Consider the following 21,841-nt stretch of genomic DNA (forward strand, 5'->3'; position numbering starts at 1 on the left):
CCGACGGGACGTGGCGCAGCTTGGTAGCGCGCATCGTTCGGGACGATGAGGTCGCCGGTTCAAGTCCGGCCGTCCCGACCAGAAGCCCCGCACCAAGTGCCGGGCTTCGGTGATTGCGGGTCGGGCGGTTGGGCGAGGGTTTATTGAAGAGGGCACCCTTGTTGGGCCGCAGGCTGTCTCCGCTGCCCCCTCCGTCACCGCCCTGCGGGCGGTGCCACCTCCCCCGCCGAGGACGGCGAGGGAGGACGCTTCTAGGGGAAGCCCTCCCTGCTACCTGCCTGCTTCTTCTCTCATGATCCTCACGCTGTCCACCCGGTTGCGGACCATGCGGGCTACCTCGATCGTCACTCCGTTGACGATCACGACGTCGCCCTCGCGCGGGACCCTTCCGCTCCGGTCGAGGACCAGGCCGGCCACGGTGGTGTACTCCCCTGAGGGAAGATCGATCTGAATGGCCTCGGCCACCTCCTCGACGGGGGTGCGCCCGTCGACCAGCCACTCGCCGTCCCCGATCGCCAGCACCGATGGGTCTTCTGTGTCGTACTCGTCCTGCATCTCGCCGACGAGCTGGGAGATCAGGTCGGTGATCGTGACGATTCCCTCGATCCCGCCGTGCTCATCGGTGACCACGGCCAGCGTGAATCTGTCGCGCCGCATCTCGAGGAGGAGGTCGAGCACCGACTTCGACTCGGGGACGTAGACCGGCTCGCGTATCACCCGGTGAATGTCGCTGGTGCTGGGTTCGCTCGGCATGCCGATGAGATCCTTCACCTGGAGGATGCCGATGAGCTCATCGACCGAGTCCTTGATCACCGGGAAGCGGCTGTGGCCTGTGGCGGCGACCGCGGCGCGGACCGCCTCGATCGTGACCGGAGACTCCAGCGGGTCGAGGTCGGTGCGCGGGGTCATGACATCGCGGACGGTTTGTTCTGCCAGCTCGAAGAGGGAGTGGATGATCTCGCGTTGGGCGGCGTCGATGTTGCCCACCCGCTCGCCGAGCACCGCCATCGCCCGGATGTCGTCGCCAGTCACCGCGCTGCGATCGTGGCCGGCGCCGATCCGGAAGAGTCGGAAGAGGCCCCGGGCGATCGCGACGAAGACCCGCGCGATGGGCCGAAGGAACCGGCTGAGTCGCCAGATCGTCGGGGCGACCACAAGCGCGACGCGATCCGGGAAACGGCTGGCCAGGCTCTTAGGGGTGATCTCGCCAACCACGAGAATCACCGCGGTCACCGCAGCCGTTGCCGCCCACGGTCCCCAGTCGTGGCCGAGCAGATCGACGAAGAGCACCGTGGCCACCGACGCGCCGAGGATGTTGACGAAGTTGTTGGCTACCAGCAGCGTGCTGAGCATCGCCTCGGGTTCTTCTAGAAGCGCCCGGAGGTATCTGGCTCGCCGGTCGCTGGCCGCCAGCTGTTCGACCCTCTCCCGGGGCACCGAGACGAGTGCGGTCTCGCTTCCCGAGAAAAAGCCCGACGCCAGGATGCAGACGCCGAGGATCACCACGTAGACGATCTGCTCGCTGCTCATTCCCACCCCCGGAGCCGCCTCGTACTGGGAGGCTCACCTCCGCCGGCAGTCATCGGCTCATTGCGTCGGCGAGTGCCGCCCGCAGCTCATGCGACGAGAACGGCTTGCGCACCCAGGAGGTGGCACCCGATCGGCCAGCGAGGAACGCGTCGGCGTCTCGGTCGAGCAGCAGCACCACCGGCGGTGCGGTCGTGCCGCCGACTGCGGCTTTGTTGCGAACCGCCCGGGTGACGGCCATTCCCCCCATCGAGCCGACCTGCATGTCGATCAGGACGGCATCTGCTGGGAACTCGTCGAGGCGGTCGGTGACGAGCCGCGGGTTGGAGATCTCGTGGAGGGTGAAGCGCGGCTCGGACAAGGCGGCTCTCACGTCGTCGAGGACCCATGCTTCGTCGGCCACGACCAGGATGTCGGTCATTCCCCGAGGCTAGTAGTCGGCCACGGGGGCGCGATTTGCGAGACCCGGCTGCAGTCCGGGCATCGTTTCATCGTTCCTATGATCGCCCTCGTGCTCCGCCGACTGCTCATTGTGGTTCCACTCGCCCTCTTGATGCTTACGCCGGGTATCGGCCTTGGGGGAAGCGCTTCGTCGGTCGACGTGGTGGTGGTGGAGGGAATTCTCGAGGGTCGTGCCGTCGATTTCGTAAGGGACTCGATCGAAGGATCCTCCGCCTCCCTGGTCGTGATCCAGCTCGACGTCCACGCGGTGCTGTCATCCGGGGCATCAGACCTGGTGGCCCTCCTCGACGACCCGCCGGTGCCGGTGGCCGTCTGGGTTGGACCCGCCCCCGCGGTGGCCCACGGGATGGCGGCCGCGATTGTCTCGGCGGCACCGATCCGGGGAGCCGCCCCCAGAGTGCGCATCGGCTGGGCGTTGCCTCTGGTGGCGGGTGGTTCATCCGACGGGGATGCGGGGAGGGCACTGCTCGCCCTCGCTCCAGACCTGCCGGCAGAGGCGCACACCGGACGGGTGCTGGTCGGCTCCGAGCCGATCCCGGGACTCGTCGACGTGGTGCAGCCTTCCATCGGGCAGTTCATCGTGGCGCTCGATGGGACCACGGTGACGGTGCGGGGGGAGGTAAGGACGCTCGTCACTGCACAGCGCGAGGTCGTGAATGGCGAGGAGGTGGTCTCGCCGGTGTCGGCGACGTTCATCGAGCCCGGATTGGTGGATCGAACCCTTCGTCTCGCGGTGTCACCGGAGGCAGCCTTCTTCTTCTTGGTCATGGGTCTGGCCCTGGTGGCGTTCGAGTTCTACGCCGCCGGGCCGGGACTCGCCGCCGCCGTCGCCGCAATTTGTCTGCTGTTGGCGGGGTATGGGATCGCTCTCCTCCCCGTCGATTGGCTGTCGGTCGCGGCGGTCCTGGCGGGCGTCGGCCTCTACGTCGTCGAGTTTCAGCGAAACGACCTCGGATGGAAGAGCCTTCTCGGCACTGCCCTGCTCACCGCGGGGGGTCTTCGCCTAGTCGACGGCGCCCCGCAGTTGCGCACCACCTGGTGGGTGGTGGTGCTCGTCGTACTCGGTGCCGCCCTTTTCTTCGGGTTTGCCCTCACCACGGTGGTCAGGGCGAGGTTTTCGACTCAGACCATCGGCCGGGAGCACCTGGTGGGCCGGGTGGGTATTGCCGCCGGCCGGATCGCGCCGGAGGGGATCGTGATCGTCGACGGCGCCGAGTGGCGAGCGCGGTCGGCCCGCGCCTCGGGCATCGCCGCCGGGGATCGGGTGAAGGTGGCCGGGGTCTCAGGCGTGGTGCTCGAGGTGGAGCCAGCACCAGCCTCCAGCAAGGAGGACGAAGACGCCGGCGAAGGCTGAGTAGAAGTCGTCTCCCCCCGGTCTCCGGGGGGAGTACCCCGAAGGGGGGAGGGGGGCAGCTGACCCTGCGGGCGGGACTGGACCAGTTCCTGAAGAAGTTGCCAGACCGCACGCTGTCTCCGCTGCCCCCTCCGTCACCGCCGAGGACGGCAGGGGAGGACGCCCCTACCATTTCCTCCCTGGCATTTCGAAGGGTCCGCTGGTACCGTCCCGCGCCGCTTGGCGTCTGGGAGGAGTACCGCTGTGTTGGACGTGGCGTCCGTTGATCGTTCCTGGCAGATGAAGGGGCTTTGCCGGGGCAATCATTCGTTTCTGTTCTTTCCACCGAGTCATGCAGAGCGCAAGGAGGAACGCGAGCGCCGCGAGCACAAGGCGAAGGCCATCTGCTCGGTGTGCCCGGTAGCCGAAGAGTGCCTCGACTTTGCGGTGGAGATTCGCGAGCCGTACGGGATCTGGGGCGGCTACACCGAGACCGAGCGTCGACACCTGGCTTCGAAGCGCGGCATCACCGTCTGACGACCCGCCCGTCGCCGACCCGACGGGTGACTCCGCGATCGTCGAGCCACTCGAGTAGGGGGATGGCGTGCTTGCGGGTGATCGCCATGATGTCGCGAAAGTCGCCCACCGTGAATCCGTCGGGGAGGGTGGCGACCGTTTCGAGGAGAGAATCGACCGTCTCGGGCAGGTAGGCGAACGGTCCGACCGGTATCAGGTCTCCGGACGCGATCAGGGCGCGCACAGCATCAGGGTGCAGGCCCAACTCATCGGCCCGGGGTGGTGCCGCGCCGGCGGCGTCGAGGTCGGCTCGGGCGCTTCCCCAGCCAGGATCGTCGGTCGCTGCCGCCGCCGGCCGATGGTCGGCGAGGCGCACCGCGGCGCCATCCACCACGACGCCGCCGACGGTGGCGATGATCGCGTCGAGGGTGTCGGCGCCGAGCCCCAGCTCACGGGCGAGCGTGGTGCGGGGCATCCCCGGCTTGAAGGGGTTGGCTTCGTGAAAGGTGCCGATCCGTTCGACGGCACGCTGTGAAATGGTGCGATTGGTTTCGGGCGAGACGGCCAGCTTGCCCGTGATCACGGCATCGTCTGGCGATCCTCCACCGGTGTCTGCGGCAAGATCGGACACCGCGGCGATCCCTCGCACCGCCAACAGGCGCGATGCCGCATCGTCGGGTGTCGTGGCGTGTTTGGCGAGATGACCCAGCGTGCTGCGCACCGCCCGAGTTCTTCCCGTCGGCCGCGGATCGAGCACCCGGCCGCCTCCGGTGACGGCGCCCCTGCCCACCTCACGCAGGATGTAGCGATCGCCCGCCCGCAGCGGAACCTCGCCGTCGAGGTCGACCAGCACGACCCCGTCGGCAATCGAACGGACGCGGGCCGGCCACGAACCGCTCCCCGCATGGAGGTGGAAGGAGCCCCGGTCCCCCCGGATCGGCTCGTGACCTCTCATCGGGTCGAGGGTTGCCACCAGCCGCCTCGTCGCTCGCCACTCACCCGGCCTGCCCAGCATCGTTCCCCGCTCGATGAGTGACCGATCGGCCCCCGACAAGTTGATCGCGGTGCGATTGCCCGGCCCTACCTCATCGACGGATCGTTCGTGCACCTGCAGGCCACGGACCCGCACCGGAGTCTCGCCCGGGTAAAGGGCGAGGGTGTCACCGACCTTGATCATCCCGTCCACCAGGGTGCCGGTGACCACGGTGCCCGCGCCCTCGACCGTGAAGGCGCGGTCGATCCAGAGGCGGGGACGATCGCGGTCCGGCGGTTCCAGCCCTGCGACCATCGTGGTCAGGGCGGCGCGGAGTCGATCGAGGCCAACGCCTGTTGGGGCTGCGGTGGGCACGATCTCCGAGCCCGCAAGCGTCGTGCCGTCGAGGCTCTCGGCCACCGCAACCGCCGCGAGCTCGAGGTGATCGGTATCGACCAGGTCGGCCCGGGTCAACGCGATCACTCCGGGGGAAGTGCCGAGCAGGTCGAGCACTCCCAGATGCTCCTCGGACTGAGGCTTCCATCCCTCGTCCGCGGCGACGACGAACAGCGCCGCATCCGCCCCGTCGACGCCGGCGAGCATGTTCTTGATGAATCGCTCGTGCCCCGGGACATCGACGAACCCGACTTCTCTGTTGCCGAGCATGGCCCAGGCGAATCCCAGGTCGATGGTCAGCCCCCGCCGCTTCTCCTCCTCCCACCGGTCGGGGTCACGGCCGGTGAGTGCCCGGACAAGGGTCGACTTGCCGTGATCGACATGGCCGGCGGTGGCGATCACCGGCATGCGTTGGTCAGCGCAGCCGCCACCGATCCGTCATCCGCCTCGTCGACCGCGCGCAGATCGAGCACCACCTGACCCGCTTCTCTACGGGCGACCACGGGGGGAACGGCGTCGAGAAGGCGTCGCCACCGCTGTTCGGCCCCCAGCACCGCGATGACCGGCGTGGGGATCCCCTTCCCGGGAACTGTGCCGGCGCCCGGGACCGACTCACCCTCGACCACGGCACCTTCGACGCCGGAGCGGGTGAGCACCTGGCTGCTGCGCGCTGCGAGGTCGGCGTACGGCGTCGATGCCATTCGCCAAAAGGGGATCTCGGACCCGCGACCGGAGGCGTACTTCTCGAAGGTGGCCGACAGGGCAGCAAGGGCAGGCCCACCTATACGGACCGCTCGAGCCACCGGATGACTGCGGAGTCGGGCGATGACGCCCGCCGAACCCACGACGATCCCGGCTTGTGGGCCCCCCAACAGCTTGTCGCCCGAGAAGAGCACGAGGTCGGCTCCGGCTTCGATCACCTGACGCGCCCCGGGCTCACCGGCAAGCCACGCCGGCGGAGGGCCGTCGAGCCAGGGCACCCGGGCGTCGAGCAGCCCGCTGCCGATGTCGGCCACGAGGGGCACATTGCGCTCGTGGGCTATGGCGGCGACCTCGGCGTAGCCGGTCTCTTCGGTGAATCCTTCGATGCGGTAGTTGGACGGATGCACCTTGAGCAGCGCGCCGGTGGCAGAGCCGATCGCCTTTGCGTAGTCCTTGGCCCGCGTGCGATTGGTGGTGCCGACCTCTGTGGCCTTGGCACCGGAGGCGGCGATCAACTCGGGGAGGCGGAAGGCGCCCCCGATCTCGATCTGCTCGCCCCGGGAGACGACGATCTCGCGACCGGCGCCGAGGGCGGCCATGGCCAGGAACAGCGCTCCGGCGTTGTTGTTCACGACGAGCGCGTCCTCGGCCGCGGTGAGGGTGGCCGCCAGACGTTCGACGTACTCGCCTCGTCCCCCGCGCTCGCCTGCGGCGAGGTCGAACTCGAGTGCCGAGAATCCGGCCCCAGCCTCGGTCGATGCGGCTACGGCGTCCGGGTGGAGTGTCGCCCGGCCGAGGTTGGTGTGGAGCAGCACACCAGTAGCGTTGATGACTCGACCAGGGCGGATGCGGAGGAGGCCGGCGGCGATTCGGCGGGCCTCGGCGAGGGGATCGATGTGCTCGTCGTGTCGCCAGGCCTCGACACCTGCCCGTGCCACTTCGATCAGGAGAGCACGGGGAAGCGCCCCATCGTCGATCGAGGCGGCCAATGCATCGACCGAGGGGGGACGCAGGGCCATAGGCACAGCCTACAAGCCGACCTATATTCGATGACCGTGGATACACCGGCGTCGGCGGACGTCCCTATTCAGCTTGCGGCGACCGTGCTCGCCCTCTCCCCTCGCGGGAGCGGTTTCGACGTACTCATGGTCCGTCGGGAATCGGCGTGGCGAGTGCTGTTGCCGGGCGTGGCCGACTTCGAGGCGGCGAGATGAAGGTCGAGCGGATTCTCGCCCCCAACCCGTCGGTGATGACGGGGCCCGGGACCAACACATGGGTGGTGTCGTCGGCCGGCGAGGCGATCGTCATCGATCCCGGCCCGGTTCTCCCCGATCATCTCGAAGCGATCCATCGGGCGCTGGCGGGGTTCGAGCCGATTGCCGTGCTCGTGACCCACGCCCATCCCGATCATGCTCCGGCGGCAGACCGACTGGCTGAAGGGTTGGGAGTCCCGTCGATCGGAGCCGCATCCGGGCCCGACTTCAGCCCCACCCGGATCGTCGCCGATGGAGATGCCGTGGCATTCGGCACCCTTTACGCGGTGGCGGTGGCCACTCCGGGTCATACGCCCGACTCGACCTGCTTCCGGATCGGGACCTCGCTGTTCACCGGAGATCACATCATGGGTGGCTCCACCGTCATCGTGGAGGACATGGCCGCCTACCTGAACTCCCTCCACGCCCTGCGCGACACCGGGTTGACCATTGTCTATCCCGGTCACGGGGAGGTGATCGAGGAGCCCGACGCGGTCATCAGCGACTACATCGCCCATCGACTCGAGCGGGAGGCGCAGATCCTCGCTGCAGTCCGGGCGGGCGCCGCGACCGTCGGACAGGTGGTCGAGAGGGTCTACGCCGATGTTCACCCGGCACTCCATCCTGCTGCGGCGCTATCGGTGGCGTCCCACCTTCGCAAACTCGCCGCCGACGGCGAGGTGCGTTTCTCGGCCGCCGGCACCGGATGGTCGGCGAAGGTGGTGGTGGCATGACGAGGCGAGTGGCCCTGATCGCCTGGGTGGGGGTGGTGGCACTGGCGTACTCGCTGCTGGCCGCGCTGCCCGCCTCCGCCGATGTCACCGCGGACGAGGTCGCCGCGGCTCGCGATGCCCTGCGCGAGGTGCAGGCGCGACTCGAGGACCAGGTGGGCCGATACGACGACGTGGTGGCCGAGGAGGCTCTGCTACGAGACCGCCTCGACCGACTACTGGTCGGTCTCGCCGCCCGGGAGCGCGAGCTGGTGATGGCGCGCCGCTCGGCGCGGGATCGTGCGGCAGAGATGTACATGACCGCCGGGGCGTCGTCTTCGACCGTGCTGACCGATGACTTCGCCCAGGCACCGGCCCGCTATGTGTACCTCGAGTCGGTGTCACAGACAGATCGTGATCTCGTCAACCGGCTCGAGGCCTCGCGCCGCGATTACGAGCAGCAGAAGACGCTGGTAGACGATGCGGTGGCGGAACAGGCGCTGCTCCGCGGGGAGATGGAGACGCTGCTCGAGCAGGTGTATTCGGAGCTCGAGGAGGCGAACGCCGAGTACCAGGCGGTCAGGGACGAGTGGGATGCACAGGAGGCCGAGCGCATCCGCCGGGAGGAGGAGGAGCAGCGGCGGCTGGAGTTCCTCGCCACCTCGACCACCCTGCCCCCCGCCCCGACTACGACTGCCGGCACCGGGACCACCCAGCCTGGGGCGACCTCGACGACCCCGGTGGTGACGACCACCACCCCGCCCCCCGCCCCCACCACGACCGTGCCGCCCCAGCCCCCCGGAACCAGGGTCTGCCCCATCGATGGGGCCACTTCATTCACCGATTCTTGGGGCGCCCCCCGACCCGGCGGCCGGTCGCACGCCGGGACCGACCTGCTGGCGGCCCAGGGCACCCCGCTGGTGGCGATCGAAGGCGGTCACATCTGGAGCCCCAATTGGCACAGCGCCGGCGGCCTGGGGCTCTACATCCGGGGTGACAGCGGAGACCGCTGGTATTACGCCCACCTGAACTCCTATGTCACCGGACTGGTCGACGGGCTTCGAGTGGAGGCGGGTCAGCGAGTCGGTTTCGTGGGGCAGACGGGCAACGCCAGCACCCCCCACCTCCATCTCGGTTGGCAGCCCGGGGGAGGGGCATATCAGAACCCCTACAGCGTCGTAAAGGGCCTCTGCGGATGATCGGAGGCGGTCGGCGACGGCTGGCGTCGCCTAGGCGGAGGGGACAGTTAGTGTTCCGCCCGAACGAATGGGAGCGATCCTAAGAGTGCGCAGGGTTGTCACGGTGCTGGTGGGCGTGCTCCTCGTGGTCACGGCCGGACCGGTCGGCGCGGAAGTGACCCGATCGGAGCTCGAAGAGGCACGCAACAAGGTCAACGAGCAGTCGTCTGCTCTCGAGGACGAACTCGAGCGGCTCGACGCCATCCTCTCCCAGCAGGCCGACTACGAGGCCCGGATCGGGCGCATCCAGAAGGAGATGGCCGATCGTGATCGTCAGATCGTGATCGCCGGCTTCGCCGCTCGAGATCGCGCCCGGGAGATGTACATCAGCGCCGGTGGTGGTGTCACGGGGTCGACGGTGTCCCCCGAAGGCGTGGCCAGGAACGAGACCAAGACCGCCTATCTCGACGTCGTCGTCGACACCGACAACAACGCGGTCAACGAACTGCTCTTCCTTCAAGAGGACCGGGCCTCTCTCGCCGCCCAGTTCGAGTCGCTCCTCGCCCAGCAGGAGGAGCTCGCCGCCGAAGTGGCCGAGATCACCGAACGCCTCACCGAGCAGCTCGGGCAGTACAACGACGAGTATCAGGCGCTCTACAGCCAATGGGAGACCGAAGAGGCCGCCCGTCGCCGGGCGGCTGATTTGGCGCGCCAGCGGGCCAACGCGGCGGCTGCCGCGGCGGCCGCCCAGAGCTCCGGATTCGCCAGCAGCGCCTTTGTCGATGCTTCGGGCCGCACTTGTCCGGTGGCGGGTGCCAATGCCTTTCGCGACTCCTGGCTCGAACCCCGCCCCTACCGGGGTGGCTATCACCACGGAACCGACCTGATCGCCGCCCCCGGGACCCCGTTGGTGGCGATAGAGAATGGCTACATCTACAGCAGGGGCTTTCACTGGGCGGGGGGCAACGGGCTGTACATCCGGGGCGACAGTGGCGACGTGTATTACTACGCCCACTTGCAGGGCTTTGCCTCGGGCACCACTCCGGGCAGCCGGGTCGTCGTCAAGCAGATCGTCGGTTGGGTGGGGAGCACCGGGGCGACGAGCACCCCCCACCTCCATCTCGGATTCCAACCGGGCGGCGGCGCGCTCACCAATCCCTATCAGCTGTTGCTCAAGGTCTGCCGGTAGGCGGCGTCGCAGGGTCTCAGCGCGGCTCGTCGGGGGACTTGCCAGGCCGGGGTTTATCACCGGTCTTCGTCTGGTTGCCGCGGGCCTTCTCGGACGAGCGCTCTTCGATCACATGCTCCATCGAGGGTTGGTAGACCGTCTCGAGGAGCCCGAGCGTCCCGATGCCACGGGGCCGGGGGTTGTGCTTGTTGTAGACCCACCCGCGTTCCCCGGCGATGCGCGAGTTCGACGCCCACACGACGAACCCGATGAAACCGAAGACCAGGACGATGGCGCCGACGACGAAGAAGCCTGACATTTCTCCGCCTACGACCGCTCGCCGACCTGGCGGCGCACTGCCCACCCGACTGCGAACCCGAAGGCGGCGTTGATGACACCGAGGGCGGCCGCAGTCACGAGGTCAGCCGGCGACGAACCGGACCCCTCGAAGAGGACCAGGGTCAGCAGCCAGCCCACCGAGATGCCGGCCACAACCCAACCGGCGCGAGCCGGCCAGAGAATCGCCCCGAGGAATGCGGTCAGCAGGACGGTTGGAATCACCGGGGCTCCTGAATGTCCCGAAGGCTTCTCCCCGTCACGCAGGGCCCTCCAACTGTTCGAGCAGGACGGCGATGCGGGCGGTGCAGGTCTCGTCTTCGGCGGGGGGAACCAGTTCCACGATGCGGGCAGCCGCGGCGATCAACGCCTGAGCGGAGGGCGCTTCCGGGTGGGCGCTCACCACCGGCTGGCCGTGGTCGCCTCCGGATACGACCATCGGGTCGAGGGGGATGCTGGCGATTAGGGGCACGCCGAGGTCGTCGGCGAGCGCCTTGCCGCCGCCGGACCCGAACAATTCGTAATGGCGACCGTCCTCGGTGGTGAAGCCGGACATGTTCTCGATCACCCCGACCACCGGCATATACGAGCGGCGGGCCATGTCGGCGACGCGTGCCGCCACCTTCTGGGCGGCTAGCTGCGGGGTCGTCACGACCACCATCTCTGCCTGGGGGAGCAGGCGGGCGAGTGCCATCTGGATGTCGCCGGTGCCGGGTGGCATGTCGAGCACCAGGTAGTCGAGACCGCGATCCCACGCCACGTCCTGGAGGAACTGCTCGAGTGCCTTTGTGAGCATGAGGCCCCGCCACATGAGGGCCGTCTCCTCGTCGTCGACCAACAGGCCTGTGGAGACGAGTTGAAGCCCATCGACGTCGATGGGGATGATCTTGCGGTCCTCGTTCGCCTCCAGGCGCTCACTCACCCCCAACATCCGCGGCACCGAAAACCCCCAGATGTCGGCGTCGAGAAGCCCTACGGCGAATCCGGCGCGCTGCATCGCGACGGCGAGGTTGACCGCGATGGACGACTTGCCGACACCCCCCTTGCCGGATCCGACGGCGATCACTCTGGTCAGGGGGCTGACCATGGTGGGGTTGGCGTTCTCCCGGGCCCGCTTGCGGGCGACAGCCATGAGCTCGGTGCGCTGCCGGCTGGTCATCGCGGTGACTTCCACCTCGGTCTTCTCGATGCCGGGGAGGGCACCCACTTTGCGCCTGACGTCGTTTTCGATCTGGTCGCGCATCGGGCATGCCGCGATCGTGAGAGCGATCTTCACGGTCGCCACGCCGTCCATGACCGTGATGCCGCGGATCATCCCCAACTCGACGACGTCGCCGCCGAGTTCCGGATCGACGACTCCGCGCAACGCGGCTTCGACGTCTGCTGGGGTTGCGGTGGCCATGTGGGTCTTCAAGGTACTGCCTGGTGTCGTGGACTCGTCCGGTGGGAATCAACCCGTTGCCGGTATAGTTAGACAACACGAGACCCGATCAGGAGCTTCCATGCAGGGCCTTTCCATTACCCCCCGCGCTTCGGCGCCCAAGGTCACGCTCACTTCGGCCGCCGCCGCCAAGGTTGCCGAACTGATTGAGCGCGAGGATGAGAAAGATCTCGTACTCCGTATTGGCGTCCGCGCCGGCGGGTGCTCGGGCTTCTCCTACGAGATGTTCTTCGACTCCACGGTCAGCGAGTCCGACTTCATCGCCGAGACCGACGGGGTGAAGATGGCCGTCGACCCGGAGAGTCTCGAAATGCTCAAGGGGGCGTCGGTGGATTACCGCGACGGCCTCCAGGGCGCCGGATTCCACATCGAGAATCCGAACGTTTCCCGCTCGTGCGGGTGCGGCAACTCCTTCTCTTAGAGGGCTGCCGGCTCTTAAAGGGCTGCCCGCTGCCCGCTGCCCGCAAGAAACTAGAAGACGCGTGGCGGGTTCGATGGACTTTCCTGCCAATCGCCAATCGCCAATCGCCAATCGCGGTCAAATCTCCCGCAGATAGTGAACATTCCGCGACGCCACCTCGAACCCGAGCCGGCGATACACCTCGGTGGCACTGGTGTGGCTGGTCTCGTCCACCTCGAGGGCGGCCGCGCTCAGCCCGCTCTCCCGGGCGCCAGCCATCGACCGGGTGAGCAGGTGGGAGGCGATCCGCTGGCGGCGGTGAGTCCTAACCGTGCCAACCCGTTCGACGTAGACCTCCTCGACCCCCTTCTCGGCGTTCGATTCGGGGTCGACTTCGCACAGGCAGATCGCCACCACTTCCCCGTCGGCCAATGCGAGGAAGGAGAGGTCGGGGCGAAACTGCTCGGACTCGGCGTAGGCCGTGCGCCACTGCTCGGCGCTGACCGGCAGGCTCCCCCAGTGGTCAGCGAAGGAGTTGTTGTTGGCTACCCGCGCCCCCTCTGCCCATTCTGCCGCCCACGGGACCACTGAGACCCCGGTGGGGAGGGGAGGGGACTCGGGCAGATCTTCGAGCGGCCGGGTCATCGTCACGAACGACCTGCCGACCTCCAGCCCCGACGCCTCGATGACCGCGCGGTGGCGGGCGCGGTGTTCTTCGGTCGGCACGCGGATCGAGCGCGGCAACCCTGCGGCGGTTGCTCCCAGGCCCTCGATGGCCCTGGCGGTGGCCCACTGGAGCAGAGAGGGTTCCAGCTCGTGATGCCCGGGCCCGGTCTCTGCCCAGACAAAGGCGCGGCCGCCCTGGTCGGTCACCTGTATCCACGCTCCGCCGTCGGCCACGATGCGACCCTCGGCATCTACCGCCACCGTCCAATCGGTGGCGGGATCGAATTCGGCCTGCCCCATCAGCCATCGATAGAACGAGGGGCCGGGCACGAACTCGAGCCGTTCCGCCTCGTGGATCCTCTTGGTGAGCGCCACGAGCGCGTCGGCATCGTCAGGAGTCGGAGCGCGCCAGGTCAGACCGGAGGTGGTGGGGAGAGCCATGCTCGGCGGGAGAGTACCGGTCGTTTAGCGGGTGCCGTCGGCGCCTTACGAGCCATATCGTCTCAGCCGCAGCGAGTTGCTGACCACGCTGACGCTGGAGAACGCCATGGCCCCGGCGGCGATCATCGGGTTGAGGAGGCCGAGGGCTGCCAGAGGGATCGCGGCGATGTTGTAGGCGAAGGCCCAGGCCAGGTTCTGCCGGATGACCCGGAAGGTGGCCCCCGCCAGGCCGAGGGCGACTTCGGCGAGGGCGGGGTCACCCGACATGAGCACCACGTCGCCGGCTTCGATGGCGACGTCGGAGCCAGTGCCGATGGCGATGCCGAGATCAGCGCGGGTGAGGGCGGGGGCATCGTTGACGCCGTCGCCGACGAACGCCACCTTGCGGCCTGCGGCCTGAAGGCGGGCGACCTCCTCGGACTTTTCACCAGGGAGCACCTCGGCGATGACCCGGCCGATGCCGACCGTCTCGGCGATCGCCATCGCGGTACGGCGGTTGTCGCCCGTGATCATGATCACCTCGACCCCCCTGTCCTGGAGGGCGCGCACCGTCGGCTCGGCAGTGGGGCGCACCGTGTCCGCTACGCCGAGGGCTGCGCGGACCTCCCCATCCCAACCGGCGAGGAAGGCGGTGAGACCGCGTCCCTCCATCGCGACCATCGCCTCCTCGTACTTCTCCGCGCCGCCAAATCCGGCCTCGGCCATCAGTTTCGGTCTCCCCACGGTCACCGCAATGCCGTCGACGGTTCCGCGCAGCCCCAGCCCGGGCAGGTTCTCAAAGGTGCTGGGGCGTACCAGGGTCGTGCCGCGCTCTTCGGCTCCCAGGGCCACGGCCCTGCCGATCGGATGCTCGCTGGCCCCCTCGACGGATCCGACCAGATGAAGGACCCGGGGTTCCGCCTCGTCGGTCACCAACTCGGCGAGCGTCATCGCGCCGCGGGTGAGGGTTCCGGTCTTGTCGAAGACCACTGTGTCGATCGATCTGGTGCGTTCGAAGACGTCGGCGTTGCGGAACAGCACGCCCAACTCGGCCCCGCGTCCGCTGCCAACCATGATCGCGGTGGGGGTGGCCAACCCGAGGGCGCACGGGCACGCGATGATGAGGACCGCCACCGAGGCTCGCAGCGCGGAGACGACCTCCCCATCGATCGCCATCCACGCGACGAAGGTGCCGGCTGCGATCAACATGACGATCGGCACGAAGATGCCTGAGATACGGTCGGCGAGGTGCTGAATCGGCGCTTTGGTCGCCTGGGCGTCCTCCACCAGACGGACGATCTGGGCGAGTGCCGTGTCCGACCCGACCCGGGTCGCCTCGACGACGATGTTCCCCTGCTGATTTATTGTTGCACCGAAAACTTCGTTGCCAGGTCCCTTGCTGACCGGCATCGACTCACCGGTGAGCATGCTTTCGTCGAATGACGACTCTCCTTCGACGATTCGGGCGTCGGTGGGGACCTTTTCCCCCGGACGGACGACCAATCGGTCACCCGGCATCACCTGATCTACGGGGATGGTGACTTCACGGCCGTCACGAATCACCCGCGCCTCCTTGGCGCCCAATTCGAGGAGCCTGGTGATTGCACTCGAGGCGCGGCCCTTGCTACGCGACTCGAAGAACCGCCCGAGAAGGATCAGAGTGATGATGACGGCGGCCGTCTCGAAGAACAGGTGTTCTCCGGCGAAGAAGGCCCACACCGAATACCCGTACGCGGCCAGCGTGCCCATCGAGACGAGCGTGTCCATGTTGGCCGAGAAGGAACGGAGGCGGACAGTGGCGGCCCGATGGAACTGCCACCCGAACACGAACTCGACGGGGGTGGTCAGCGCCCACGCGACTATCCCCACCCACCTGGCTTCCGGCCCGAACATCGACAAGGCCACCACCGGGACTGTCAGCACCGCGGCAGAAATCGCGTTGCGGGCCTGATACCGGGTTTCGGCGTCATACCGGTCGGCGAGGCTCTCCCGCTCGCTGTCCTTCTCGATCACCGAGGCGCGGTAGCCGATCTTGGATACGGCTTCGCTCAGCGCCGCAAGGTCGACGGTCGGCCCCACCACCAATCGCGCCTCCTGGCCCGCCAGGGAGACCACCGCCGACTCCACCCCGGGTTGTTTGGACAGGACGCGTTCGACCCGCACCGCGCAGGATGCGCAAGTCATCCCCTCGACGTCGAACAGCACCGACGTGCCGTTTTTGGTATCGGTCATGTTGGTCCTCAGCCCCAGTCAGGCTCTAGCGGGCAGCGGGCTCAGGCCTGTGCCGGGACTTCGTATCCCTGGCTTTCGATGGCGCCGACGATGTCGTCGAGCGTCGCCGGGTCGCCGAACGCCACCGAAACGGTGGCCTTGTCGACGTCCACGGTTGCCCGCTCCACGCCGGGTATGGCGGATACGGCACCCTCGATCGACATCTTGCAGTGGTCGCAGTGGATCTCGGGCACCGAGAGCGTGTTCTCGGTCATGGATCTCCCTCTCGTGTTGTGGTTCGGCGGATGGTGCTGGCACCCGTTACTCATGAAACCACGTTCAGGGCGGGATCATGCCCGAGGGATCGAGTCACGAGAGCGTCTCGCCGTCGACGAGCCCGAGGCGGAATGCGAGCGAGCGGATGGGTTCCACGTCGGCGGCGAGCAGTTCGGGGCGGGCTTCGAGCCCCTCGACGACCAGCCGGGCCTCGACGCGCAACGGCTCGGCTCGATCGGGGAGTTCCTCGGTTTCCAGGTGGTCGCGGAGTGCGCCGAGGGCCTCGATCAAGGTTTCCGCCACCGCTGGTTGGGTGGTCGAAGCCACGCGGATCTCCGCAAACGCGTGGCGAACCCAGTCAGAACGGCTCCATGACTGGGGGAGGAAGAGGCGTTCGCCAGAGTCGGTGTGGAGTACGCGGGGCGGAAGGTCGCGCACCAACACCTCGCGCAGGATCGCCATCAGGTTGAGGATCACCTCGTTGGCGGTCGTCGGATCGTTGATTCCGGGAGAGAGGGCACGCAGGGCAATATCGACGAGTTGCCTGATCCCGAACGTGGCGTCGGTCCGGGCCCGCCGCCGTTCGCCCACAGAGAACTGGCGCCGGAACAGTGCCTCGTCGACGTCGACACCCTCCTCGAGCGGCCAGATGGTGATCAGGGGCGACCCGACGGCGACAAATCCCCCGACGGTGGTGTCGAGGCGGGCGAATGCGCCGGGTGGGATGGCGAGCAGCAGGTGTTCGGTGCGCACGGCCAGCACCCAGCCGTCGGTGGAGCTCGTGACGGTGACCGACTCGCCCCCGGGCAGGGGCGTCGGCTCGGAGGCGAGCTCGATCGGCGTACCTCGTTCGGGCATATAGGACCTGACACGGGAAAGCGTCTCATCGGTGGTGCGACGGATGATCTCGCCCACTTGCATCACCTGGATGCTGCGGTCGATGAACGCCACGATTGCCAGCACAGACACCAGCGCCAGGACGAGGGCAAGGGTGACGGCGAACGATCGGTAGGCGCCGACGGCTTCGGGGCCGGGATCGATGCGGATCCGGCTCAGCACGAGGAGCGTGTAGGTGAACGATCCAACCACGATGCCGATCACCGTCTGCTGGAACCGGGTTCCGAACACCGTGGGCACCACCCGCGGCGAGAACTGGCTGGAGGCGAGCTGCACCGCAACCACCGTTATGGAGATGACGATTCCTGCCACGGTGATTGTGGCCGCCGCTGCCGTGGTGAGAATGGCCCGGGCGCTGCCGACGGTCGTCATCAGCAGGAAGGGGGTCCCGTCGATGGTTTCCCGGAAGTTGGTGTCGATCCACGAGGTGGCGACGGCGAGGAGGATGGCCACGACGATCCCGAACAGCGGCACGTAGAAGAGGCTGTCGCGAATCTTGTCGCCGATGCGCAATCGTTCGGCCATCAGAGAAAGGGTAGGCGGGGGAGGGGGAGGTGGCGCCGTCCGAAGGGCGGTGACGGAGGGGCCGTGCGGTGGCCCGACGCGCCCACCCTCGTCGCCAATCGCCAATCGCCAATCGCCAATCGCCAATCGCCCAATCAGGCTGACGTTGGGGCCGTCAGCGGGTCGTGTCGTGCCGATTTCGGCCGTTAGGGTCGAACGAAGCGTTACCTCGACCGTTTCCGTATTGCGCATTTGCGCTCTCTCCTAACCTCGGGATCGTGCAGATTCACCCCGACATCGTCTCGGCCATCGGGAACACCCCGCTGGTGCGGCTCTCCCGGTTGCATCCTCCGGGCAATCTCGTCGCCAAGATCGAGTACACCAACCCCGGCGGGTCGATCAAGGACCGCATCGGGCTGGGCATGATCGAGCGGGCGGAACGGGAGGGAACGCTCCACCCGGGCGACACGATCGTCGAACCGACGAGCGGCAACACCGGGGTCGGCCTGGCGATGGCGGCGGCGATCAAGGGCTACCGACTGATCGCGGTGATGGCCGACAAGCAGTCGAAGGAGAAGCAGGATCTCCTGCGAGCGTTCGGGGCGGAGGTGTTGGTGTGCCCCACCGAGGTGGCGCCAGACGATCCCACCTCCTACTACTCGGTGGCCGAACGCCTCGCTTCTCAGCCGGGCCACTTCCGCCCCGATCAGTATTCGAACCCGGCGAATCCCGAGGCGCACTACCGGGCCACCGGACCGGAGTTGTGGAAGCAGACCGACGGGCAGGTCGGCGTCCTTGTCGTCGGCGTCGGGACGGGCGGCACGATCACCGGCATGGGGCGGTACTTGAAGGAGCAGAACCCCGGGATCAGGGTGGTGGGAGTCGACCCCGAGGGGTCGATCTACACGGCGGCGTCGGAGGACGACGTGACCTCCTACCTGATCGAGGGCGTCGGGGAGGACTTCTGGCCTGAGGCGTTCGACCGCTCCGTGGTCGACGAGTACGAGATGGTGGGGGACAAGGATGCGTTTCTGATGGCGCGGCGGGTGGTGCGGGAAGAGGGAGTCTTCGTGGGGGGTTCGGGGGGTATGGCCCTTGTTGGCGCCCTGCGTTCTGCCGTGAGGTATCCCGACGACCTCGTGGTCGTGGTGATCCCCGACAGCGGCCGCAGCTACATCTCGAAGATCTTCGACGACGAATGGATGGCGGCGCGGGGCATGCTGGAGGAATCGTGAAGTTCGAAACCAAGGCGATCCATGCCGGCCAGGAGCCGGAACCGACCACCGGGTCGGTCGTAGTGCCGATCTACGCCACCAGCACCTATGCCCAGGATGCGCCTGGCAAGCATTCGGGGTACGAGTACTCCCGAACCGACAACCCCACCCGCTCGGCGCTACAGACCGCCCTCGCTGCGCTCGAGGGCGTCGACGAAGCCGGCGGAGGGGGATCGGTCGCGACCTCCTCCGGGATGGCCGCTGCCGCGCTCTGCGGCTACCTGATGAAGTCCACCGACCACGTGCTGCTGCCGGACGACGCGTACGGCGGCACCTTCCGCTTCTTCGCCCGGGTGCTCGGTGACCAGGGCTTCGGGTGGAGCGTGGCTCGCCCTACCGATCCCGAAGCGGTTGCCGCCGCCATCCGGCCGGACACGCGGATCGTGTGGTTGGAGACCCCGACCAACCCGCTGCTACGGGTCGCCGACATCGCGGTGATTGCCGAGATCGCTCACGAGGCCGGGGCTCTGCTGGTGGTCGACAACACCTTTGCGACGCCGTACCTCCAGCGGCCGCTGGAGATGGGGGCAGACATCGTGCTCCACTCGACCACCAAGTATCTCGGAGGCCACAGCGACGTGGTGGGCGGTGCGCTGGTGACAGCCGACCCCGAGCTGCACGAGCGGCTGCGCTACCTCCAGAACGCTGCCGGACCGGTGCCGGGTCCGTTCGATGCATGGCTGGTGCTGCGCGGCCTGAAGACCCTGGCGGTGCGGATGGACCGGCACTGCGAGAACGCGATGGCCATTGCCCGATTCCTCGCCGCCGACGAGCGGGTGGCCGAGGTGATGTACCCCGGACTCGAGGAGCATCCCGACCACGCCCTCGCCCATCGGCAGATGGACGCTTTCGGAGGGATGATCTCGTTCCGCCCCGCTGGCGGGGTCGAGACCGCCCACCGCTTGGTCGAGGCGACCGAACTGTTCTTCCTCGCCGAGAGCCTCGGCGGGGTGGAATCACTTATCGAAGTGCCGGCGGCGATGACCCACCTGTCCGTCGTGGGGACCGAGCTCGAAGTTCCTCCTGACCTGGTGCGGCTCTCGGTGGGAATCGAGCACGTCGACGACCTCATCGAGGACCTCGACAGAGCATTGGGATAGGAAGCCGGCTTCCGCAAGAGAGTCAAGAATCAAGAGTCAAGACTGGAGTTCTTGGATTCTTGACTCTTGATTCTTGATTCTTGACTCTCGCTAGATCTTCACCCCCAGCGCGTCGCAGAGGAACTGCATGAACGGCTTCGCGGTGCGGCCGAGGGTGGCGTAGTCGGCGAGGAAGGTCGGGCCGGTCACCTGCTTCTTGGTGAGGGTGGTGCCGCCGATGAAGTCCTTTCGCCGGATGTCGTCCGCAAAAGGGTGGTCGGGGTCGAAGCCCTTCGGAACGCGGACCAGGGTGTCGTCGGTGTTGTGGGCGAAGGCGTCAGCGAATCTCTTGCCATAGGCCGCCCTCTTCCAGCCGGCCGGGTCGGCAGCGATCGCTGCCCGAATCGCGTACGCGTCGGCGGTGGCCGGTCTCCACAGGCCGACACCGGCGTACGAGGCCCCCGGCTCGATATGGAGGTACAGGCCGGGGGCATGGACGTCGTCCTTCGACGCGACGTGGCGGAACTGCATCCCGATGTGGGTCTTGTAGGGCGTCTTGTCTTTGGAGAACCGGGCGTCGCGGTGGATCCGGAAGAGTGATCCACCCACCTTGCGCGGATCGGCGACGAGATGGGGTGAGATCTTCATCAGAGGCGATGCAAAGTCCTCGATGAAGGCAAGAGCCGGATTCTGCACATGGTCGACGAATCGCTGCTGGTTGGCCTTGAACCAGTCGCGGTCGTTGTTGTCGGCGAGATCCTCGAGGAACGAGAAGGTGGCGTCGGTGAAGTAGCGGGTCATACGGTCAACGTACCGTCTAGATGCCTGCGTGGGGAGGGGCTTGTCGGACCGCTCAGCCGTTCGACGCGATCCTCGTGGGCTCGACGATGATGGTGACCCGGACGTCGCCCGGCTGGAGCCACTCGTACTTTTCGACCCCGAGATACTTCTGAGCGAGCGCGTCTATGACGTCCACACCGTCGGAGGTCCTCATCTCGATGACCTGTCCCTGGATCGAGTAGTTCGCATACGGCTCGTCCGGCACACTGATGGAGATCGCCACCCGCGGATCCACCTGCATGTTCCGCCACTTGCGACGACCCTCGGCCGTGTTGAACACGATGTGGTCGCCGTCGCGCATCACCCACATCGCGCTCGCCTGGGGCGATCCGTCGGGGTCCAGCGTCACCAGATGGGCGAAGGTCGGCCCATCCAGAATGTCCTTGAGTCGCGTCGGGAGTTCCACCTTTGCCTTGTTCTTCATGGCCCGACTGTAAAGGAACGCTGGACCAAGTCTGGATCGGCGGTCGCTAACCTCGGACCCATGGACCTTTCGATCGAGTACTGCGCCGTTTGAGGCTATCGGGACCGTGCCGTGCGCATGGTTGACCAACTGCTCGAGGAGTTCGAGCATGACATCGAGAACTTCACGCTCATCCCTTCCCGCGGAGGGGTCTTCGAGGTGACCGTCGACGGTGACCTGATCTACAGCAAGAAGGCGACCGGCGAGCACGCCGACTACGAGGACGTCGCTCCGCAGATTCGGTCGCGTAAGTGACCCTCGCCGAGCGACTGGGCGCCCGCGTCGGAGAAGACCTCGGGGTCGGTGAGTGGATGGAGATCACCCAGGATCGGGTGGACCGGTTCGCCGACCTCACCGAGGATCATCAGTGGATCCACCAGGCGGGGGAGCGCGCCGCCGCAGGCCCTTTCGGCGGCCCGATCGCCCACGGGTTTTTGACGCTCTCCCTGCTCACCCCACTGTCGGGCCCGGTCACCCGGAGCCTCACCGAAGGCTCCCGCATGGTCATCAACTACGGATTCGACCGGGTGCGCTTTGTCTCCCCGGTGCCGGTGGGTGGCCGGATCCGGGCACGAGGAAGGCTCGCCGAGGTCACCCCGGTCGACGGCGGCGCCCAGGCCAAGACCGATCTCACCATCGAAGTCGAAGGCACCGACCGCCCCGCAGTAGTGGCGGAGCATTTGATTCGCGTATACGAGTAGGCGCGGAGCGCAGCGATGGGCTATGGGCGAAAGGCGAAACCTCACCCCCAATGAGGGTCGGGCGGTTTCGCCCTTCGCCTTTTGCTTTTCGCCGGTCGGCCGCCTTAGCGGCCGA

At 67.4% G+C, this 21,841-nt stretch carries 23 protein-coding genes, 1 tRNA gene and 1 pseudogene; 12 read left to right on the forward strand and 13 right to left on the reverse strand.

Annotated elements, in window-relative coordinates; all coding sequences use genetic code 11:
* Positions 1-4: 4 nt before the first annotated feature.
* A tRNA-Pro gene (locus tag WD184_04005) sits at positions 5-81 on the forward strand.
* A 189-nt stretch (positions 82-270) separates the two neighbouring features.
* On the opposite strand, the gene WD184_04010 is transcribed toward WD184_04005, so the two are convergent.
* Positions 271-1,530, reverse strand: coding sequence for a hemolysin family protein (locus WD184_04010; GenBank protein ID MEX0825906.1), 1,260 nt, complete (start codon positions 1,528-1,530; stop codon positions 271-273).
* Between the two features lie 49 nt (positions 1,531-1,579).
* Positions 1,580-1,948: a response regulator gene (locus WD184_04015; protein ID MEX0825907.1), complete on the reverse strand. Its 369-nt coding sequence runs from the start codon at positions 1,946-1,948 to the stop codon at positions 1,580-1,582.
* A gap of 78 nt (positions 1,949-2,026) precedes the next feature.
* On the opposite strand from WD184_04015, the gene WD184_04020 reads away from it, so the two are divergent.
* Together WD184_04020 and WD184_04025 are read left to right on the forward strand one after the other, a co-directional pair.
* Entirely contained in the window at positions 2,027-3,343 is a 1,317-nt protein-coding gene (locus WD184_04020; GenBank protein ID MEX0825908.1) for an NfeD family protein, read from the forward strand.
* A gap of 279 nt (positions 3,344-3,622) precedes the next feature.
* A complete protein-coding gene (locus WD184_04025; GenBank protein ID MEX0825909.1) occupies positions 3,623-3,859 on the forward strand; it encodes a WhiB family transcriptional regulator in 237 nt (78 codons plus the stop codon).
* Here WD184_04025 and selB read toward each other — a convergent pair.
* Entirely contained in the window at positions 3,849-5,615 is a 1,767-nt protein-coding gene (selB, locus tag WD184_04030; GenBank protein MEX0825910.1) for a selenocysteine-specific translation elongation factor, read from the reverse strand. The genes WD184_04025 and selB overlap by 11 nt on opposite strands.
* Complete coding sequence (selA, locus tag WD184_04035; GenBank protein ID MEX0825911.1) at positions 5,606-6,928, reverse strand: L-seryl-tRNA(Sec) selenium transferase; 1,323 nt, start codon at positions 6,926-6,928, stop codon at positions 5,606-5,608. The genes selB and selA overlap by 10 nt, the downstream gene beginning before the upstream one ends.
* A gap of 30 nt (positions 6,929-6,958) precedes the next feature.
* Here selA and WD184_04040 point away from each other — a divergent pair, with 30 nt between their 5' ends.
* The 4 genes from WD184_04040 (at position 6,959) to WD184_04055 (ending at position 10,239) form a co-directional block, all read left to right on the forward strand.
* Positions 6,959-7,123 (forward strand): hypothetical protein, encoded by a 165-nt coding sequence (locus WD184_04040; protein ID MEX0825912.1) that lies wholly within the window; start codon positions 6,959-6,961, stop codon positions 7,121-7,123.
* The gene (locus tag WD184_04045) at positions 7,120-7,896 is read left to right on the forward strand and encodes an MBL fold metallo-hydrolase (GenBank protein ID MEX0825913.1); all 777 of its coding nucleotides are present in this window, start codon (positions 7,120-7,122) and stop codon (positions 7,894-7,896) included. The genes WD184_04040 and WD184_04045 overlap by 4 nt, the downstream gene beginning before the upstream one ends.
* Positions 7,893-9,071, forward strand: a complete 1,179-nt coding sequence (locus WD184_04050; protein MEX0825914.1) for a M23 family metallopeptidase — start codon at positions 7,893-7,895, stop codon at positions 9,069-9,071. Before WD184_04045 ends, WD184_04050 begins: the two co-directional genes overlap by 4 nt.
* A gap of 85 nt (positions 9,072-9,156) precedes the next feature.
* Entirely contained in the window at positions 9,157-10,239 is a 1,083-nt protein-coding gene (locus WD184_04055; protein MEX0825915.1) for a peptidoglycan DD-metalloendopeptidase family protein, read from the forward strand.
* A gap of 16 nt (positions 10,240-10,255) precedes the next feature.
* Here the strand turns inward: WD184_04055 and WD184_04060 are convergent, their stop codons facing one another.
* From WD184_04060 to WD184_04070, 3 genes are read right to left on the reverse strand one after another with little or no spacing between them, the layout of a single operon-like run.
* Positions 10,256-10,537, reverse strand: coding sequence for a hypothetical protein (locus WD184_04060; protein MEX0825916.1), 282 nt, complete (start codon positions 10,535-10,537; stop codon positions 10,256-10,258).
* An 8-nt stretch (positions 10,538-10,545) separates the two neighbouring features.
* Positions 10,546-10,779: a hypothetical protein gene (locus WD184_04065; protein ID MEX0825917.1), complete on the reverse strand. Its 234-nt coding sequence runs from the start codon at positions 10,777-10,779 to the stop codon at positions 10,546-10,548.
* Between the two features lie 34 nt (positions 10,780-10,813).
* Entirely contained in the window at positions 10,814-11,956 is a 1,143-nt protein-coding gene (locus WD184_04070; GenBank protein ID MEX0825918.1) for a P-loop NTPase, read from the reverse strand.
* A gap of 100 nt (positions 11,957-12,056) precedes the next feature.
* On the opposite strand from WD184_04070, the gene erpA reads away from it, so the two are divergent.
* Positions 12,057-12,416 (forward strand): iron-sulfur cluster insertion protein ErpA, encoded by a 360-nt coding sequence (erpA, locus tag WD184_04075; protein ID MEX0825919.1) that lies wholly within the window; start codon positions 12,057-12,059, stop codon positions 12,414-12,416.
* 117 nt (positions 12,417-12,533) lie between these two features.
* Here erpA and WD184_04080 read toward each other — a convergent pair whose 3' ends face one another.
* The 4 genes from WD184_04080 to WD184_04095 form a co-directional block, all read right to left on the reverse strand.
* Positions 12,534-13,502 carry a GNAT family N-acetyltransferase gene (locus tag WD184_04080; GenBank protein MEX0825920.1) on the reverse strand — a complete coding sequence of 323 codons (969 nt, stop codon included), beginning with the start codon at positions 13,500-13,502 and terminating at the stop codon, positions 12,534-12,536.
* Between the two features lie 45 nt (positions 13,503-13,547).
* Complete coding sequence (locus WD184_04085) at positions 13,548-15,713, reverse strand: heavy metal translocating P-type ATPase (protein MEX0825921.1); 2,166 nt, start codon at positions 15,711-15,713, stop codon at positions 13,548-13,550.
* 41 nt (positions 15,714-15,754) lie between these two features.
* Positions 15,755-15,967, reverse strand: coding sequence for a cation transporter (locus WD184_04090; GenBank protein ID MEX0825922.1), 213 nt, complete (start codon positions 15,965-15,967; stop codon positions 15,755-15,757).
* 94 nt (positions 15,968-16,061) lie between these two features.
* Entirely contained in the window at positions 16,062-17,390 is a 1,329-nt protein-coding gene (locus tag WD184_04095) for a DUF2254 domain-containing protein (GenBank protein MEX0825923.1), read from the reverse strand.
* Between the two features lie 257 nt (positions 17,391-17,647).
* Between WD184_04095 and WD184_04100 the strand changes: the two are divergent.
* Together WD184_04100 and WD184_04105 are read left to right on the forward strand one after the other, a co-directional pair.
* Positions 17,648-18,601: pseudogene (locus WD184_04100) on the forward strand (pyridoxal-phosphate dependent enzyme).
* Positions 18,568-19,743 (forward strand): cystathionine gamma-synthase, encoded by a 1,176-nt coding sequence (locus WD184_04105; protein MEX0825924.1) that lies wholly within the window; start codon positions 18,568-18,570, stop codon positions 19,741-19,743. The pseudogene WD184_04100 and the gene WD184_04105 overlap by 34 nt, the downstream one beginning before the upstream one ends.
* A 90-nt stretch (positions 19,744-19,833) precedes the next feature.
* Here WD184_04105 and WD184_04110 read toward each other — a convergent pair whose 3' ends face one another.
* Together WD184_04110 and WD184_04115 are read right to left on the reverse strand one after the other, a co-directional pair.
* Positions 19,834-20,523, reverse strand: coding sequence for a TIGR02453 family protein (locus tag WD184_04110; GenBank protein ID MEX0825925.1), 690 nt, complete (start codon positions 20,521-20,523; stop codon positions 19,834-19,836).
* Positions 20,524-20,575: 52 nt separating this feature from the next.
* Positions 20,576-20,986, reverse strand: a complete 411-nt coding sequence (locus tag WD184_04115) for a PPOX class F420-dependent oxidoreductase (protein MEX0825926.1) — start codon at positions 20,984-20,986, stop codon at positions 20,576-20,578.
* Positions 20,987-21,046: 60 nt separating this feature from the next.
* On the opposite strand from WD184_04115, the gene WD184_04120 reads away from it, so the two are divergent.
* Positions 21,047-21,280 carry an Rdx family protein gene (locus WD184_04120; GenBank protein ID MEX0825927.1) on the forward strand — a complete coding sequence of 78 codons (234 nt, stop codon included), beginning with the start codon at positions 21,047-21,049 and terminating at the stop codon, positions 21,278-21,280.
* Positions 21,277-21,726 carry a MaoC family dehydratase gene (locus WD184_04125; protein MEX0825928.1) on the forward strand — a complete coding sequence of 150 codons (450 nt, stop codon included), beginning with the start codon at positions 21,277-21,279 and terminating at the stop codon, positions 21,724-21,726. The genes WD184_04120 and WD184_04125 overlap by 4 nt, the downstream gene beginning before the upstream one ends.
* Positions 21,727-21,841 lie beyond the last annotated feature (115 nt).

The sequence above is a fragment of the Acidimicrobiia bacterium genome (assembly GCA_040878325.1).
In the GTDB taxonomy this organism is placed as follows: Bacteria; Actinomycetota; Acidimicrobiia; order Spongiisociales; family UBA11373; genus JAUYIV01.